The sequence below is a fragment of the Janthinobacterium sp. J1-1 genome (assembly GCF_030944405.1).
GTDB lineage: Bacteria > Pseudomonadota > Gammaproteobacteria > Burkholderiales > Burkholderiaceae_D > Janthinobacterium.
This window is the reverse complement of record NZ_CP132339.1, coordinates 3,377,855-3,392,790: the sequence shown is the minus strand read 5'-3', so window position 1 is coordinate 3,392,790 and position 14,936 is coordinate 3,377,855. Positions and strand designations below refer to the sequence as shown.

Sequence of the window (14,936 nt, the reverse complement as noted above, 5' to 3'; positions counted from 1 at the left end):
ACAAGGCGCGAGGAGGCCGCATGGCGAGCCATGCAACGACGAGCAACGCAGTCCCCGCTTCTGAGGGGCGCCAGCAGGGGGCGTATTCATCTACTGGGATAGGCTCTTAGGCCGTCAGGGCAGCGATACCGGCTTTTGCAATCTGCGCATCTTCGTTCGAGCGCACGCCCGACACGCCAACGGCGCCCACATAGTGGCCGTCGTAAATGATGGGCACGCCGCCTTCGAGCAGGCCGTCGATTTCCGGCGCGCTCAGGAACGATACGCGGCCGCCATTGATCATCTCTTCATAGATGCGCGACTCGCGGCGACCCAGCGCGGCCGTCTTGGCTTTCGAGGGCGCGATATGCGACGAGATCGGCGCCACGCCGTCCATGCGTTGCATCCACACCAGATGGCCGCCGTCATCGACGATGGCGATCGCCACCGCCCAGTTGTTCTTGACCGCTTCCGCTTCGGCGGCGGCGGCGATTTTCTTGATGTCTTCCAGGCTCAGTACCGGTTTCGATTGCATGATGCTTCCTTGTGATGGTGATTCGGTGGTTCAAAATTGTAGCTGAAACGGCCGCAATACCGGCAGCCCTTATTGCTCGCGTTTGGCCTTCAGCTTTTGCTTCAACTGCGCCATCACGGCAAAGGTGGCCTGCTCGCCGGCCAGGATGGCCTGGTTGCGGCTGGCGAAATCGTTGCCTTTCATGGTGCCCAGGCTGGGCTGGATCACCACGTCGGCGTCCTTCAGTTCGAACTGGTTGATGCGCTGGCCCATGATGGCGAAGGTCTGCATGATCACTTCCATCGAGCTGATGGCTTTCTGGGTATCGGTTTGCGAGGAAATATTGACGGCGATAATGAAGTCGGCGCCCATGTCGCGCGCAAAGCGCACCGGCACCGGCGCCACCAGCCCGCCATCGACGTAGGTATGGCCGGCGATCACCACCGGCTGGAACACGCCCGGCACGGCCGACGAGGCGCGCACGGCCATGCCGGTATTGCCACGCTGAAACAGGATCGGCTGGCCGTTTTTCAGGTCGGTGGCCACCACGCCAAACGGAATCTTGAGTTTTTCCAGCGGCACGCCGCCCACCGCCTTGTTCACATAGCTTTGCAGCGCTTCGCCCTTGAGCACGCCGGACGACTTGCCGAACAGGGGCAGCGCCCAGTCCGAGATCGCCGCCTCATCCATGTCGAACGCCATCTTTTGCAATGCAAAGCCGGAGTTGCCCGCCGCATACAAGGCGCCCACCACGCTGCCGGCGCTGGTGCCGGTGACGATATCGGCATTGATGCCCTGCGATTCGAGCGCCTTGATCACGCCGATATGGGCAAAGCCGCGCGCCGCGCCGCCGCCCAGCGCCAGCCCGATCTTGATCTTGCGCGGCGTGACAGCCACCGGCTCGGGCGGCGTCAGCACTTGCACGGTTTTCGGGGCGGGAGTTTCGCAGCCGGCCAGCACAAAGGCGGCCAGGGCAAGCAGGGTCAGGCGTTTAGGGAGCATAGTGGACGAGTAGGAGCCGCGCGCGGCAGTGACAGCAAAGGGAAGCGCAGATTGTAGCGCAAGCGGAGCCGCGCCCACTGAAGCGATGCTTAAAAGTATTTTCTGCCGACGCGCCAGCGGACGCGCGCAAATTGCCCGCTCGCCAGAAATCTGCTTGACAGCCAAACCCAAATTCCATTACATTGGCTGCATGTCCTCCTTCAAACTTCCATCCCCTTCCCTGCTGTCGCTACCGCGACTACTACTAGCACGCGCTTGAGTTTGCCGCTTTGCTGCGCCTGGCCACACGCCGGCGTGTTTTAAAAAAACCCTGGAAGGTTTGAGATGTTTGCACCATCCCCAGCACCACACACAGTTTCTTTTGCGACCGCCGGCGCCGTTGCCCCACTCTGCCTGCTAAAACTACCGATCGCTTGCCTGGCCTAGTGTTGCGTGGCCGCCCGGCAAGCTTGCGCCACACCGAATTTCGATTCCCCCCTATCTTCAGGAGTACCCGATCATGATGTTGCAAAATCCAGCTTCCAAATACCGCGCCTTCCCTCCCGTCAAATTGACCGACCGTCAATGGCCAAACCAGATCATCGATAAACCGCCGATCTGGATGAGCACCGACTTGCGCGACGGTAACCAGTCGCTGATCGAGCCGATGAGCGCCGAGAAGAAGCTGCGATTCTTTGAAATGCTGATCGCCATCGGCCTGAAGGAAATCGAAGTGGGTTTCCCGTCCGCCTCGCAGACCGATTTCGACTTCGTGCGCAAACTGGTCGATGAAAAGCGCATCCCGGACGACGTCACCATCATCGTGCTGACGCAGTCGCGTGAAGAGCTGATCCGCCGCACGGTGGAATCCGTGGTCGGCGCCAAGCGCGCCATCGTCCACCTGTACAATTCGGTGGCCCCCGTGTTCCGCAAAGTCGTGTTCGGCATGTCGCGCGAAGAAATCACCAATATCGCCACCACCGGCACCACCCTGGTGAAACAGCTGGTCGCACAGCATCCGGAAACGGAATGGGGCTTCGAATACACGCCTGAATCGTTCTCGACCACCGAACTCGATTTCTCCAAGCATATCTGCGACGCCGTCAGCGCCATCTGGAAACCGACCCCGGCCAACAAGATGATCATCAACCTGCCGTCGACCGTCGAATGCAGCACGCCGAACGTGTATGCCGACCAGATCGAATGGATGTCGCGCAAGCTGGCGCGCCGCGATTCCATCATCATCAGCGTGCACCCGCACAATGACCGCGGCACGGCCGTCGCTTCCGCCGAGCTGGCCGTGATGGCCGGCGCCGACAGGGTCGAAGGCTGTTTGTTCGGCAATGGCGAGCGCACCGGCAACGTCGACCTGGTCACCCTGGCGATGAATTTGTACACGCAGGGCGTGCACCCGGGCCTGGATTTCTCCGATATCGATACCGTGCGCAAGTGCGTGGAAGAATGCAACCAGTTGCCGGTCCACCCGCGCCACCCGTATGCGGGCGACCTGGTGTTTACCGCGTTCTCCGGCTCGCACCAGGATGCGATCAAAAAAGGTTTTGCCAAGCAGCAACCGGACAGCATCTGGGAAGTACCGTACTTGCCGATCGATCCGGCCGACCTGGGCCGCAGCTACGACGCCGTGATCCGCGTCAACAGCCAGTCCGGCAAGGGCGGCATGGCGTACTTGCTGGAACAGGAATACGGCCTGGTCTTGCCGCGCCGCCTGCAGATCGAATTCTCGCGCGCCGTGCAAGCCGTGGCCGACGCCACCGGCCGCGAAATCGCCGCACAGGACATCCACGACATCTTCCAGAAGGAATACCTGGAACAGACCGCGCCCTACGCCTACGGCTCGCACCGCATGGTGGAAGACACCAGCAGCGACGAATCGGTGCAGATCGACATCAGCCTGTCGCACCGCCAGTCGCCACTGGCGCTGCAGGGCGGCGGCAATGGTCCGATCGACGCCTTCGTCAATGCGCTCGGTCTCGACATCAAGCTGATGGACTACCACGAGCACTCGATCGGTTCGGGCGCCAACGCCAAGGCCGCCTGCTATGTCGAGCTGCGCCTCGATAACGGCCCGACCCTGTTCGGCGCGGCCATCGACAGCAATATCGTCACCGCCTCGTTCAAGGCCGTCCTGTCGGCCGTGAACCGCCGCATCAAGCAAACGGAAGGCGAAAAAACAACAGCGGCGGTAACGCCAGCCGCCGCCGCGTAAGCACCAGGCAGCGATTCTCATAGGAGAAAAAGCGGAATGACTTGACGGTCGTTCCGCTTTTTTCATTTCCAGTGGCCACATTGATGCCATCCAGGTATCACAAACCGTATAATCAAATGAGAAGAAGACCATCGGAGACTATGCAATAGCTACCGAAGGAAGCATCATGAAATTGACGGACATGAAGATAGGCGCACGGCTGGGCGCGGGTTTTGGCATGGTATTGCTGCTGATGGTGGTGCTGATCGCCACCGGCCTGTTGCGACTCGACAAGATAGGCGCGCTCAGCGAGTTCATTATCCAGAGCGACTGGGCCAAGGCCGATGCCATCGCCACCATCCGCAGCACCACGCGCTCGAACGCGGCGCTGGTGCTGGAGCTGTTCATCCATGAGGATGGGGCCCACTCGAACGCCATCCACGCCGAGATCGACGCCAATAAAATCACCATCACCAAATCGCTGGAGGTGCTCGACCAACTGGTGCACACGCCCAAAGGCCTGAGCCTGCTGGCCACCCTGAAGCAGCAGCGCAAGGCTTATGTCGCCTCCTTCAGCCAGGCCGACAAGCTGCTGATGGCCGGCCAGCGCGAAGCGGCCGCCGAGCATGTGCGCAAGGATACCCTGCCGGCCCTGGCCAGCCTGCAAGCGACCGTCAATACCCTCAATGACCTGCAGCGCGGCATGGTGCTGCAAGGCGGCGAACAGATCCAGCAAAACATTTCGCTGGCCAATATCATGATGTCCGGCCTGGGCGCGGCCGCCGTGCTGCTGGGCGTGCTGTTTGCCAGGTATGTGACGCGCTCGATCACCGCCCCGCTGGCGTATGCATTGACCGTGGCGCGCGCGGTGGCGGCGGGCGACCTGAGCAGCAAGATCGTGGCCGATGGCAAGGATGAAACGGGGCAGCTGCTGCAGGCGCTGCGCGAGATGAACGACAACCTGGCCGCACTGGTGGGGCAGGTACGCGGCGGCACCGGTGCGATTGCCGTGGCGTCGAGCGAAATTGCCAGCGGCAATGCCGACCTGTCGGCCCGCACCGAAGCCCAGGCCAGTGCTCTGGAAGAGACCGCTTCGTCGATGATCGAGATGACGGGCACCGTGCGCAGCAACAGCGACAACGCGCGCCAGGCCGACCAGCTGGCCCGCTCCGCCGCCGCAGTGGCGCAGCGCGGCGGCACCGCCATGGCGCAGGTGATCGGCACCATGGACGCCATCAATAGCTCATCGAAGAAAATTGTCGACATTATCGGCGTGATCGACGGCATCGCCTTCCAGACCAATATCCTGGCGCTGAACGCGGCGGTGGAAGCGGCGCGCGCCGGCGAACAGGGCCGCGGCTTTGCCGTGGTTGCCACCGAAGTGCGCAACCTGGCACAGCGGTCGAGCGCGGCGGCCAGGGAAATCAAGGCGCTGATCGCCGACTCCGTCAGCCAGGTCGACCAGGGTGCGCGGCTGGTCAGCCAGGCCGGCAGCACCATGGACGAAGTGGTGGCCAGCGTGGGCCGGGTCAGCGCCATCGTCGGCGAGATCAGCACGGCCAACCACGAGCAGAGCGAAGGCATCGAACAGATCAATGCCGCCATCATGCAGATGGACCAGACCACCCAGCAAAACGCGGCGCTGGTGGAACAGGCAGCCGCAGCGGCCGCCGCCATGCACGACCAGGCCGGCGAACTGGAAACGCTGGTCAGCCAGTTCAAGCTGGACCAGCAGCAAACAGGCCGACGTCAGTTGGCACTGGTTTGATACCTTTACAACGCCTAACAAAACCGTAGCGAGCGGAAGGGAGAGGCGGCCGAGAAGCGCAGCTGTGCGCATGCACGGGGCCGCCGAGGCAGTGAGCATCGCAAGCTGCCTATACCGACGCGTAGTAGGTTTGGTTAGGCGTTCTCAGTCGACCTGGCGCGCCAGGCGTATGCCTGTAAATTGCCAGCGCGCGCCGGCCGGGAAGAAATTGCGGTAGCTGGCGCGCGCATGGCCGGCCGGCGTGGCGCAGGACGAGCCGCGCAGCACATACTGGTTCAGCATGAACTTGCCGTTGTATTCACCGAGCGCGCCAGGCGCCGTGCGGTAGCCGGGATACGGCGCATAGCTGCTGCTGGTCCATTGCCAGCAGTGGCCGAACAGTTGGCGCAAGCCGGCGCCGGGCACCGCCGCGGCCGGATGCAGCTGGCCGCACTGCATCGGCACGCCGTGCGCCGCCAGCTCCCACTCCGCCTCCGTCGGCAGGCGCGCGCCGGCCCAGTGGGCGTAGGCGTCCGCTTCGAACAGCGACAGGTGGGTGGCCGGCCGCTCCATATCCAGTGGCTGCAGGCCATGCAGGGTAAATTCCAGCCAGTTGCCCGAGCCGTCCTGCTGCCAGTACAGCGGGCATGCCAGGCCCTGGCTACGCACCCAGTCCCAGCCCTCGGCCAGCCACAGGCTGGCATTGCGGTAGCCACCGGCCTCGATAAAGGCCAGGTATTCGCCGTTGGTGACCAGGCTGGAGGCGAGCTCGAACGGGGCGACGAATTGCTGGTGACGCGGCAATTCATTGTCGAAGCAAAAGCCCTCGCCCGCGTAACCGATCTCGCTCAAGCCGCCGTCAAACGCGATCCAGCCCGCCTTGCCGCTTGGTGCCGCCACCGCGCGCGCGGAAGGCGCGTCCAGATAAGCGGGAAACAGCGCGCTTTGCGCCAGCAGGTGCTTGACGTCGGTCAGCAACAGCTCCTGGTGCTGCTGTTCGTGTTCCAGACCCAGGGTCAGCAGCATGGCCAGGCGTTCCTGCTGCGCCGGGGCCAGGCCGCCGTCCATCAGGCGCGCCATGCGTGCGTCGACGTCGGCGCGGTAGGCGCGCACCTGCGCCATGCCGGGCCGTGTCAGCAAGCCGCGCTGGGCACGCGGGTGCTTGTCGCCGATGCCGTTGTAATAGGAATTGAACAGCACCCGGAAGGCCGGGTGGAACGGCGCAAAGCCGTCTTCCAGCGTTTCCAGGATAAACGTCTCGAAAAACCAGGTGGTATGGGCCAGATGCCATTTCACGGGGCTGGCGTCGGGCATCGACTGCGCGCCGCAATCCTCGTCGGACAGCGGCGCGGCCAGCTGCAGCGAGTGCTGGCGCACGCGCTGGTAGTGTTCCAGCAAGGGATGGCTGGCGGCTTGGGCCTGGCTATGGGCGGCGTGCATGTAAGCTCCTTAGTCGCGGATGGCGCGCGCGTGGATCACGGCAAACCAGTTCTGCTCATCGGTCCAGACCTGGGCGGTGGCAAAGCCGGCCTGTTCCAGCAGCCCGACAAAACTGGCCCGCGTATATTTATAACTGTCTTCCGTGTGGATGCATTCGCCCTTGGCAAAGCGCCGCTGGCCGCCCTGCCAGCGCACCAGCTGCTCGCTGCGCGCTTCCAGGTGCATCTCGACGCGGCTCTCGCGGGGATTGAAAAAGCCGTGGTGCCGCCATTGCCGCACGTCGAAATCGGCGCCCATCAAGCAGTTCAGGTGGCGCAGCATGTTCAGGTTGAACGCGGCCGTGACGCCCAGCGCGTCATCGTAGGCGGCGTCGAGCACGGCATCGTCCTTGATCAGGTCGACGCCAATCAGCAAGCCGCCGTCGGGGCCGGCGCTGGCGCGCACCTCGCGCAAAAAGGCGATGGCCTGGTCCGGCGTGAAATTGCCGATCGAGGAACCGGGATAGAAAAACAGCCGCTTGCTGTCGCGCACCGACGCGGGCAGCTCCAGGCCGCTGAAAAAGTCCAGCCCCAGGCCCAGCATGTCGATCGCCGGAAAGCGCTGCTGCAGCCGGCCCAGCGATTCGCTGAGAAAATCATACGAGATATCAATGGCCACGTACTGCGCCGGCTGTAACAGCGGGAACAGGCTGGCGGCCTTGGCGCAATTGCCGGCGCCCAGGTCGACCAGGGTGCTGCCCGGCCCCACGGCTTGCGCCATGTCGGCGCCGTGACGGGCAAAGATGGCGGCCTCGGTGCGCGTCGGATAGTACTCGGGCAAGACGCAGATGGCTTCAAACAATTTGGAACCCAGCGCATCGTACAAGTACTTGGGCGAGGTCCAGGCGGATGGCGCCAGCAGGCCTTGCGCCACCTCGGCTATCGTTGCAGGAGTGGCTGCCGCCTTCAAAAGGGGGGCGGTGGCGGGCTGGCGAAGATCTGTCGATGGCGGCGCAAAGGTCTTGGTCATGGGCTGGCTGAGATTGTGAGAGGTAGCAACAACGGTCACGGCCGCAAGGCCGCAGCGGCGCAGTTCAAGCATCGCGTCATAGTGGAAACGGCTGACAGGCACCTGTTTCGCAACGGCATGGCGATGACGTTTTTCCATCATAGCCGAATATTCAAACCCCAGCCGTACGCCAGTTCACTTACCTTTCATGCGTTTTTTTTCGTCATCAGTTGAATCCGATACACACTTTGTTGCGTAAATGAAGTTGTGCAAGCAAAAGAAACAAGGCTGTCGTATACTCCACATTGCCGGCCAAACAATCCGCCGCGCGCCAATGTCGTTTCCAGGCACCCCTCTTCCCCGCGTGCCGCCGCTTTTAATCTTGCTACCAAGATCGTGACCACCATGCTCGAATTGCGCCATCTGTCCAAGTCCTATGCCAACGCGCGCCCCGTGCTGGCCAATCTGTCGTGCCGCTTCGCGGCGGGCGAATTCATTGCCATCATGGGCGACTCCGGTGTCGGCAAGTCGACCCTGCTGAACCTGATCGCCGGCCTCGACACGCCCGACGCGGGTCCCGGCCTTGAAGCACAGCCGATATGGATCGATGGCATCGCCATGTCCAGCCTGGACGATACCGCCGCGACGCGCTTGCGCCGCGCCCGCATGGGTTTCATCTTCCAGGCCTTTCACGTGCTGCCGCACCTGACCCTGCTGCAGAACGTGGCCCTGCCCCTGCTGCTCAATGGCCTGCCCCAGGAACGCGCGGCCAGCATGCTGGACGCGGTCGGACTCGGCGGACGCGGTGGCGACTTTCCGCAGCAGTTGTCGGGCGGCGAAATGCAGCGCGTGGCGATCGCCCGCGCCCTGGTGCACAAGCCGGCGCTGGTGCTGGCCGACGAGCCGACCGGCAACCTCGATCCGGAAACCGCGCATGGCATCCTGCAATTGCTGCGCGCCGAGATCAAGGCCAACGGCAGCTGCGCCATCATGGTCACGCATTCGGTGGCGGCCGCCGAAATGGCCGACCGGACCATGATACTGACCCGCGACGGCTTGCAAAATACAACAGGCGCCGCAAAAATGCGCGAAACACTTAGTTAATTTTACTGACCATCTATCACAAATTTTGTTATCGTAGTATTATCCATAAAATTGCCTTGGTGCCAATGTTGATTGACAATATGACCATCGAAGGCGGTGCTGCGATAACACCCACAGCGGAACCGGCAGCGGTTCCGTCCCTACCCTGGCCTGAAGGAGGAGTATATGAACGTTCGGCAAAAGAAACTGGAAATGATCGAAGCGATGAACCGGGCGCGTGCGCTGGAACCATCGAGCTTTGTTCCCAACAAGCTGCTCGACACCCTGATTGAAAAGCTCAATTTGAAAAATGATGCGGAATTGTGCCGCGTGCTGGAAGTGCAGCCGCCCATCATCAGCAAGATACGCCACGGCAAGTTGGCCGTGGGCGCGACGATTTTGTTGCGCATGCATGAAAAGTCGGAGATCTCGATCCGCGACCTGAAAGAATTGACGTCGACCGCGACCCACTGATCTTCTTGCCCTTGCCTGGCCCGGCCCGCGCTCCTGGCGCCGCCCACTCGGCCACTACCTGCAGTGCGCTCCTGACAGAGCAAACCCTGGCAACATCAAGGAAGCACAGCCCAAACCATGCTGTCTGTTTCTGCCACCAGGTTCCATCTCGCCCTACCCTGCTATTCCATCAGACCGGCGTCACCCCGTAATGACGCGCATAGCGCTCGTCCAGATTCGCCAGCGGCATCATCATGAACATGTCGGCACTCTCGAAATCAGGATCCCAGGCCGGTTCGCCGCAAATCCACGCGCCTGAACGCAGGTAACCCTTGATCAATGGCGGCACTTGCGGCTTCTGGGCCGCTTCCACCTTGTGGATAGGGAACGGCAGGTGCGGCGTGACGCGGTACTCGGACGGCGCCAGATGCTTTTCCGCCAGCGCCTGGTAAACCGCCACCGCATTGTGGCCACCGTCGGCCAGGCTGATGCTGGCGCAACCGACCAGGTAGTCGCAGCGCTCGCGGCGCATGTACTCCGCCAGGCCCGACCACAACAGCATGATCACGCTGCCGCCACGGTACTTCGGATGGATGCAGGCGCGCCCCGCTTCGACCATGCGGCCGCGCAGGTGGTTCAGGCGGCTCAGGTCGAATTCATTTTCGGAGTACAAGCGCCCCAGCTTGGCGGCCTTGGAGGCGCTCAGCACGCGGTAGGTACCGACCACTTTGAGGGTATCGGCGTCGCGCACGATCAGGTGATCGCAATGGGCGTCGAACTCGTCGCTGTCGAGGCCATCGGCATTGGCCAGCGACGTCAGGCCCATGGTTTCGATAAAGACCTTGTAGCGCAGGCGCTGTACTTCGCGCAGCTCTTCGGCCGTGCTTGCCTGGCTGAGTACCAGTTGTACCGGCCGCGACTTGGTGTCGTTTGTAGCGATTATGTTTTGCATGGTGTCATCCCTGGTGAACAAGACGACTCCAGCGTACTTGCCTAATATGTCAGGAAAATGACAGTGGAATGTCATTTCCATGACGCAAGTCAAACCCCTCTGGCGGCAAGCGGATGGCTACAAGGTGATGTGTGGCGTGTAATCAACAAATGCATCCTGGCGGCAGAAACCCACCAGTTTCATGCCCGCCTCGGTGGCGATGCGGATGGCCAGCGAGCTGGGCGCGGAGATGGTCGCCAGCAAGGGAATCCGCATGCGCGCCGCCTTGCGCGCCAGCTCGTAGCTGCCGCGGCTGGACAGAAACACGAAGCCGCGCCGCAGGTCGGCGCCTTGCAGGGCCAGGTGGCCGATCAGCTTGTCGAGGCCATTGTGGCGGCCGATATCCTCGAACACGTGCACGATCTCGCCCTCTGGCGTGCACCAGGCGGCCGCATGCACGCCACCGGTGGCCTGCATCAGCGCCTGGTGCGCGCGCAGGCCGTCGGCGGCCTTCGCCAGCGCTTGCGGCAAGTCGACCGTGATCAGCGCCGGCGGCAGCGCTTCCGGCCGCAGGTCGAGCATTTCCAGGCTGTCGATGCCGCATACGCCGCAGCCGCTGCGGCCCGTCAGCGCGCGGCGGCGGTCTTTCAGGCGCACGAAGTCTTCCTGGGCGATGGTCATCGCCACTTCGGCCGAATCAGGACGCAGGAATACTTCGCAGTCGAAAATGGCGGCGGCCGACGCCACCACGCCTTCGGTCAGCGCAAAGCCACAGGCGAATGCTTCGAGGTCGCGCGGGGTGGCCATCATGACCACGTGGGAGATGCCGTTGAAGACCAGCGCGACCGGGATTTCCTCGGCGACATGGTCGATGGCGGGGGTGCTGCCGGCGCCGCGATGGCGCACGATGGCGCGCTCGACAAAGCCGGCGCGCTCGATTTCGGATGTTTCAGTATCTGCTGACATGGCTACCATGGGATTTCTATGCAAGCCCCATGGTAAACCAGAATGACGACGCCAGCAGGACAGCCGCTATCAGTCTTTCTTTGGACGGCCGGTTTTCAGTTGCGGCAGGCCGGCCAGCACGTTTTGCAGGGTGGCCAGGTCGATCTGGCTGATCAGCGCCACGCCGATGCGCAGCAATTCGCTTTTCTTGATCTCGAAGCCGGCTTTCAGGCAGGCTTTTTTCACCTGGCCCAGCACTTCATATTCGGCTTCCGGCATGGTGAAGCTATCGCGCACCAGTTTCGGCTTGCGGGCCTTTTCCTTGACGACGGCGGCGGCCTTGGCGGCAGGCGCTTTTTTCACTGCCGCTGGCTTGGCTGCCGGCTTGGCTACCGCCTTGGCGGCTGGCTTCGCGGCGGCCTTGGCCGCAGGTTTGGCCACGGCCTTGGCCACCGGTTTTTCGGCGGCTGGCGCCGGTTTGGCAGCGGCCTTGACGGCAGCTTTCACGGCAGGCTTGGCAACCACGGCGGCCTTCGCCACGGCTGGCTTGGCGGCAGGTTTGGCGGCTGCGGGCTTGGCCGCCGCAGCAGGGGCCGGGGCTGGCGCTGCCGGCTTGGCGGCGGCTGGCGCTACCGCTTTTGCGCGTGGCTTGGCTGGCGCTTTTGCCGCAGGCTTGGCTGCCACGGCGGCCGCCGGTGCGGCGTCAAAGGCGGCTGCCGCGTTGATCGATTCGCTGGTCGGGAATATCGAAGCGGGAGCGGCGACGGGCTTTTTCACTGGCGCGGTTTTGGTCATGGGTCATCCAATCAAGTAAATAATATAAACAATATATATGGTTTTTAAGAATTTTGCTCGTCAAAAAAAAATTGGTGGCAGTCGCGCAAGCGCTCAGGCACTTGCGCGGATGGTGAAATCGACGCCGACTTCATCCCAGAATTCCTGCTCTTTTTCGATCCAGAACGACACCGTCGGATGGTGCGCCACCCAGCCGCGCTTGATATCGAGGTCGATCCGGTTCTTCATGCGCAGACGCAGCTCGCTGAAATCGGCTTCGATGCGCGCATGCATCAGCAAAATCGACAGGCGCAGCGCCAGCACCGCCTTGGCGAAGTCGGCATCGGCCAGCACATCGTCGATCTTGCGCAGGTTGCCCTTTTGCGCCAGGATCAGCCGGCTCATGGTCTTCTGTTCGCGCGTGGTAAAACCGGGCAAATCGGCGTTTTCGATGATGTAGGCCGCATGCTTGTGATAACCGGTCTGCGACACCACCATGCCCGTTTCGTGCAGCAGGCTGGCCCAGCGCAGCGGCTTGACCAGCGCCTCGGACGTGGGTTTGAGCTGCGCGTACAGGGCCTGCGCCTGCTCGGCCACCCGGCTGGCGCGGCGCTGGTCGACATGGAATTTTTCCATGCAGGCCTGCACCGACTGTTCGCGCCGGTCGCGCTTGGTCGAACGCAGGAACAAGTCCCACATCACACCCATGCGCAGGCCGGCCTCGATCGGCGTCATTGCGGGTATCGCCAGTTCGCGGAACAGGCCGATCAGGATCGCCAGGCCGCCGACGATGGTGCCGGCGCGGTCGGGCCGCAGGCCGGGCAGGTCGATCTTGCTGGTGTGGCCCAGTTCGATGAAGCGGCGCGCCAGCGCGTCCAGGCTGGAGCCGCTCAGCAGGCCGTCGCCCAGCTTGTTGCGGGCGATGATGTCGGCAATCGTGCGGATCGTGCCGGAAGAACCATAGGCCGTCTTCCAGTGCTGCGGCATGTACGGTGGCGCGCCATCCTCGAAGTGGCTGCGCGCCGACAGGATCGCCGCTTCGAACGACGGTGCGTCGATGCGCCCGCCGATAAAGAACGACAGGCTCTGCTTGACCGTGCCGAGGCTGAACGACTCGACCCGCTCCACGTCCTGCCCACGGCCCAGGATCAGCTCGGTCGAGCCGCCGCCGATATCCATCACCAGGCGCCGCTCGCCGGGAATCGCCAGCGAATTGGCCACCCCCATGTAGATCAGCCGCCCCTCTTCCTCGCCCGAGATGATTTCGATCGGGTAGCCGATGGCCTCTTCGGCCAGCGGCAAAAAGACGGCGCCGTTGCGCGCCACGCGCATGGCCGACGTGGCCACCACGCGCACGGCTTCGAGCTGGAAACCGTCAAGCACGGTGCGAAAACGCTGCAGGCACGCCAGCGCGCCCTGCATGGCCGCCTCGGTCAGGTCGCCATGGGCGTCCAGGCCGGCGGCCAGGCGGATCGGGTCGCGCACGCTCTTGATGACGCGGATGGTGTCGCCATCATGCTTGCCGACGTGTAAACGAAAACTGTTGGACCCCAGGTCCACCGCTGCATACATACTGGCCTCTTGTCTGGTCACTGCCCCGCCAGTTGGACCGAAACAGGCCGGCCGGCAGGGAAATTATATAAATCATTTAAACGATTTAAAAATCCTACCACACTACCGCCATCATATGACAGGGGCGTGACAGGATCGTGACAGCCAGCGGCCGGTTTTTACGGCACGATCGTTGTAAACAAATACACGGCGAAGATCACCAGGTGCACCGTGCCCTGCATCACGGTGGTGCGTCCCGTGCCGAGCGACAGGGTGGCCACCATCAGCGACAGCAGCAACAGCACGGTCGACTTGATGTCCAGGCCCAGCGTGATGGTCAACCCGGTGGCCAGCGACACCACCACCACCGCCGGTATCGTCAGGCCGATGCTGGCCAGGGCCGAACCGAGCGCCAGGTTCAAACTGGTTTGCAGGCGATTGGCGCGCGCCGCGCGCACGGCCGCCAGGCCTTCGGGCAGCAGCACGATGGCGGCGATGACGATGCCGACCAGGGTCTTGGGCGCGCCCATGGCGGCGATTGCCGTTTCCAGCGCGGGCGCCAGCGACTTGGCCAGCAGCACCACGGCGCCCAGGCAGACCAGCAGCGCGATGGCGCTGATCCAGGCCACCGTCGGCGTGGGCGGCTCGGCATGGACCTCTTCGTCGCCGACGGCTTCCTTGGGCAGGAAGTAATCGCGGTGGCGCACCGTCTGCACCAGGACAAAAGTGCCGTACAGCACCAGCGAAATGACGGCGATGAAGATCAGCTGGCTGGAGTTGTAGAACGGTCCGGCCGCGCTCGACGTATAGTTCGGCAGCACCAGGGTCAGAATCGCGATCGCCGCCAGGGTGGCCAGCGACGCGCTCACGCCCAGCAGGCCAAAGGTCTGCTCCTTGTGGCGCCCGGCGCCCAGCAGCAGGCAGATGCCGACGATGCCGTTCAGGATGATCATGATGGCGGCGAACACGGTGTCGCGCGCCAGGCCCGTGGTTTCAGGACCGCCGGCCAGCATCAGCGAGACGATCAGCGCCACCTCGATCAGGGTCACGGCCAGCGCCAGCACCAGGGTGCCGTACGGTTCGCCGATGCGGTGCGCCACCACCTCGGCATGGTAGACGGCGGCCAGCACGCTGGCGATCAGGCCGATCACCAGCAGGATCTGGTAGGCGCCGCCGAAACCGAAGCTGGCGCCGCCCAGGAACAGCCAGCCCACGATCGGGGCGGCCAGTGGCCATACAGGCAGGGAGGTAAGACTTTTCATGGAGTGGCCCGGGCAAGAGTGGAAAAAGCAATGCGAAAGACAAAGTCTTTCGCATCATAACTTGCTTGGCTTAAATATAAGTT

The 14,936-nt window shown here is 63.0% G+C and carries 13 protein-coding genes; 4 read left to right on the top strand and 9 right to left on the bottom strand.

Annotation, left to right across the window (positions count from 1 at the left end):
- Positions 1-106 precede the first annotated feature (106 nt).
- Together Q8L25_RS15470 and Q8L25_RS15465 are read right to left on the bottom strand one after the other, a co-directional pair.
- On the bottom strand, positions 107-514 hold the full coding sequence (locus Q8L25_RS15470) for a heme-binding protein (protein ID WP_308920195.1): 408 nt from the start codon (positions 512-514) through the stop codon (positions 107-109).
- Positions 515-583: 69 nt separating this feature from the next.
- Positions 584-1,495, bottom strand: coding sequence for a patatin-like phospholipase family protein (locus Q8L25_RS15465; protein ID WP_308920194.1), 912 nt, complete (start codon positions 1,493-1,495; stop codon positions 584-586).
- Between the two features lie 499 nt (positions 1,496-1,994).
- On the opposite strand from Q8L25_RS15465, the gene leuA reads away from it, so the two are divergent.
- Both leuA and Q8L25_RS15455 read left to right on the top strand, forming a co-directional pair.
- A complete protein-coding gene (leuA, locus tag Q8L25_RS15460; protein WP_308920193.1) occupies positions 1,995-3,701 on the top strand; it encodes a 2-isopropylmalate synthase in 1,707 nt (568 codons plus the stop codon).
- Positions 3,702-3,867: 166 nt separating this feature from the next.
- Positions 3,868-5,448, top strand: coding sequence for a methyl-accepting chemotaxis protein (locus Q8L25_RS15455; protein ID WP_308920192.1), 1,581 nt, complete (start codon positions 3,868-3,870; stop codon positions 5,446-5,448).
- A 144-nt stretch (positions 5,449-5,592) separates the two neighbouring features.
- Here Q8L25_RS15455 and egtB read toward each other — a convergent pair whose 3' ends face one another.
- Both egtB and egtD read right to left on the bottom strand, forming a co-directional pair.
- Complete coding sequence (egtB, locus tag Q8L25_RS15450; RefSeq protein WP_308920191.1) at positions 5,593-6,867, bottom strand: ergothioneine biosynthesis protein EgtB; 1,275 nt, start codon at positions 6,865-6,867, stop codon at positions 5,593-5,595.
- 9 nt (positions 6,868-6,876) lie between these two features.
- Complete coding sequence (gene egtD, locus Q8L25_RS15445) at positions 6,877-7,875, bottom strand: L-histidine N(alpha)-methyltransferase (RefSeq protein WP_308920190.1); 999 nt, start codon at positions 7,873-7,875, stop codon at positions 6,877-6,879.
- Positions 7,876-8,259: 384 nt separating this feature from the next.
- Here egtD and Q8L25_RS15440 point away from each other — a divergent pair, with 384 nt between their 5' ends.
- Both Q8L25_RS15440 and Q8L25_RS15435 read left to right on the top strand, forming a co-directional pair.
- Positions 8,260-8,958 (top strand): ABC transporter ATP-binding protein, encoded by a 699-nt coding sequence (locus tag Q8L25_RS15440; protein ID WP_308925734.1) that lies wholly within the window; start codon positions 8,260-8,262, stop codon positions 8,956-8,958.
- 165 nt (positions 8,959-9,123) lie between these two features.
- Entirely contained in the window at positions 9,124-9,411 is a 288-nt protein-coding gene (locus Q8L25_RS15435) for a hypothetical protein (protein ID WP_308920189.1), read from the top strand.
- A 169-nt stretch (positions 9,412-9,580) separates the two neighbouring features.
- On the opposite strand, the gene Q8L25_RS15430 is transcribed toward Q8L25_RS15435, so the two are convergent.
- From Q8L25_RS15430 to Q8L25_RS15410, 5 genes are all read right to left on the bottom strand, one after another.
- The gene (locus Q8L25_RS15430) at positions 9,581-10,342 is read right to left on the bottom strand and encodes a GNAT family N-acyltransferase (RefSeq protein WP_308920188.1); all 762 of its coding nucleotides are present in this window, start codon (positions 10,340-10,342) and stop codon (positions 9,581-9,583) included.
- A gap of 117 nt (positions 10,343-10,459) precedes the next feature.
- Entirely contained in the window at positions 10,460-11,296 is an 837-nt protein-coding gene (fdhD, locus tag Q8L25_RS15425) for a formate dehydrogenase accessory sulfurtransferase FdhD (RefSeq protein ID WP_308920187.1), read from the bottom strand.
- 60 nt (positions 11,297-11,356) lie between these two features.
- Positions 11,357-12,061: a hypothetical protein gene (locus Q8L25_RS15420; protein WP_308920186.1), complete on the bottom strand. Its 705-nt coding sequence runs from the start codon at positions 12,059-12,061 to the stop codon at positions 11,357-11,359.
- 93 nt (positions 12,062-12,154) lie between these two features.
- Entirely contained in the window at positions 12,155-13,612 is a 1,458-nt protein-coding gene (locus Q8L25_RS15415) for a Ppx/GppA phosphatase family protein (protein ID WP_308920185.1), read from the bottom strand.
- A gap of 158 nt (positions 13,613-13,770) precedes the next feature.
- Positions 13,771-14,853, bottom strand: coding sequence for an ionic transporter y4hA (locus Q8L25_RS15410; protein WP_308920184.1), 1,083 nt, complete (start codon positions 14,851-14,853; stop codon positions 13,771-13,773).
- Between the last annotated feature and the right edge of the window lie 83 nt (positions 14,854-14,936).

Coding starts and splice junctions, on each gene's coding strand:
- Q8L25_RS15470 (WP_308920195.1), bottom strand. CDS start 514: ATGCAATCGAAACCGGTACTGAGCCTGGAAGACATCAAGAAAATCGCC.
- Q8L25_RS15465 (WP_308920194.1), bottom strand. CDS start 1,495: ATGCTCCCTAAACGCCTGACCCTGCTTGCCCTGGCCGCCTTTGTGCTG.
- leuA (WP_308920193.1), top strand. CDS start 1,995: ATGATGTTGCAAAATCCAGCTTCCAAATACCGCGCCTTCCCTCCCGTC.
- Q8L25_RS15455 (WP_308920192.1), top strand. CDS start 3,868: ATGAAATTGACGGACATGAAGATAGGCGCACGGCTGGGCGCGGGTTTT.
- egtB (WP_308920191.1), bottom strand. CDS start 6,867: ATGCACGCCGCCCATAGCCAGGCCCAAGCCGCCAGCCATCCCTTGCTG.
- egtD (WP_308920190.1), bottom strand. CDS start 7,875: ATGACCAAGACCTTTGCGCCGCCATCGACAGATCTTCGCCAGCCCGCC.
- Q8L25_RS15440 (WP_308925734.1), top strand. CDS start 8,260: ATGCTCGAATTGCGCCATCTGTCCAAGTCCTATGCCAACGCGCGCCCC.
- Q8L25_RS15435 (WP_308920189.1), top strand. CDS start 9,124: ATGAACGTTCGGCAAAAGAAACTGGAAATGATCGAAGCGATGAACCGG.
- Q8L25_RS15430 (WP_308920188.1), bottom strand. CDS start 10,342: ATGCAAAACATAATCGCTACAAACGACACCAAGTCGCGGCCGGTACAA.
- fdhD (WP_308920187.1), bottom strand. CDS start 11,296: ATGGTAGCCATGTCAGCAGATACTGAAACATCCGAAATCGAGCGCGCC.
- Q8L25_RS15420 (WP_308920186.1), bottom strand. CDS start 12,061: ATGACCAAAACCGCGCCAGTGAAAAAGCCCGTCGCCGCTCCCGCTTCG.
- Q8L25_RS15415 (WP_308920185.1), bottom strand. CDS start 13,612: ATGTATGCAGCGGTGGACCTGGGGTCCAACAGTTTTCGTTTACACGTC.
- Q8L25_RS15410 (WP_308920184.1), bottom strand. CDS start 14,853: ATGAAAAGTCTTACCTCCCTGCCTGTATGGCCACTGGCCGCCCCGATC.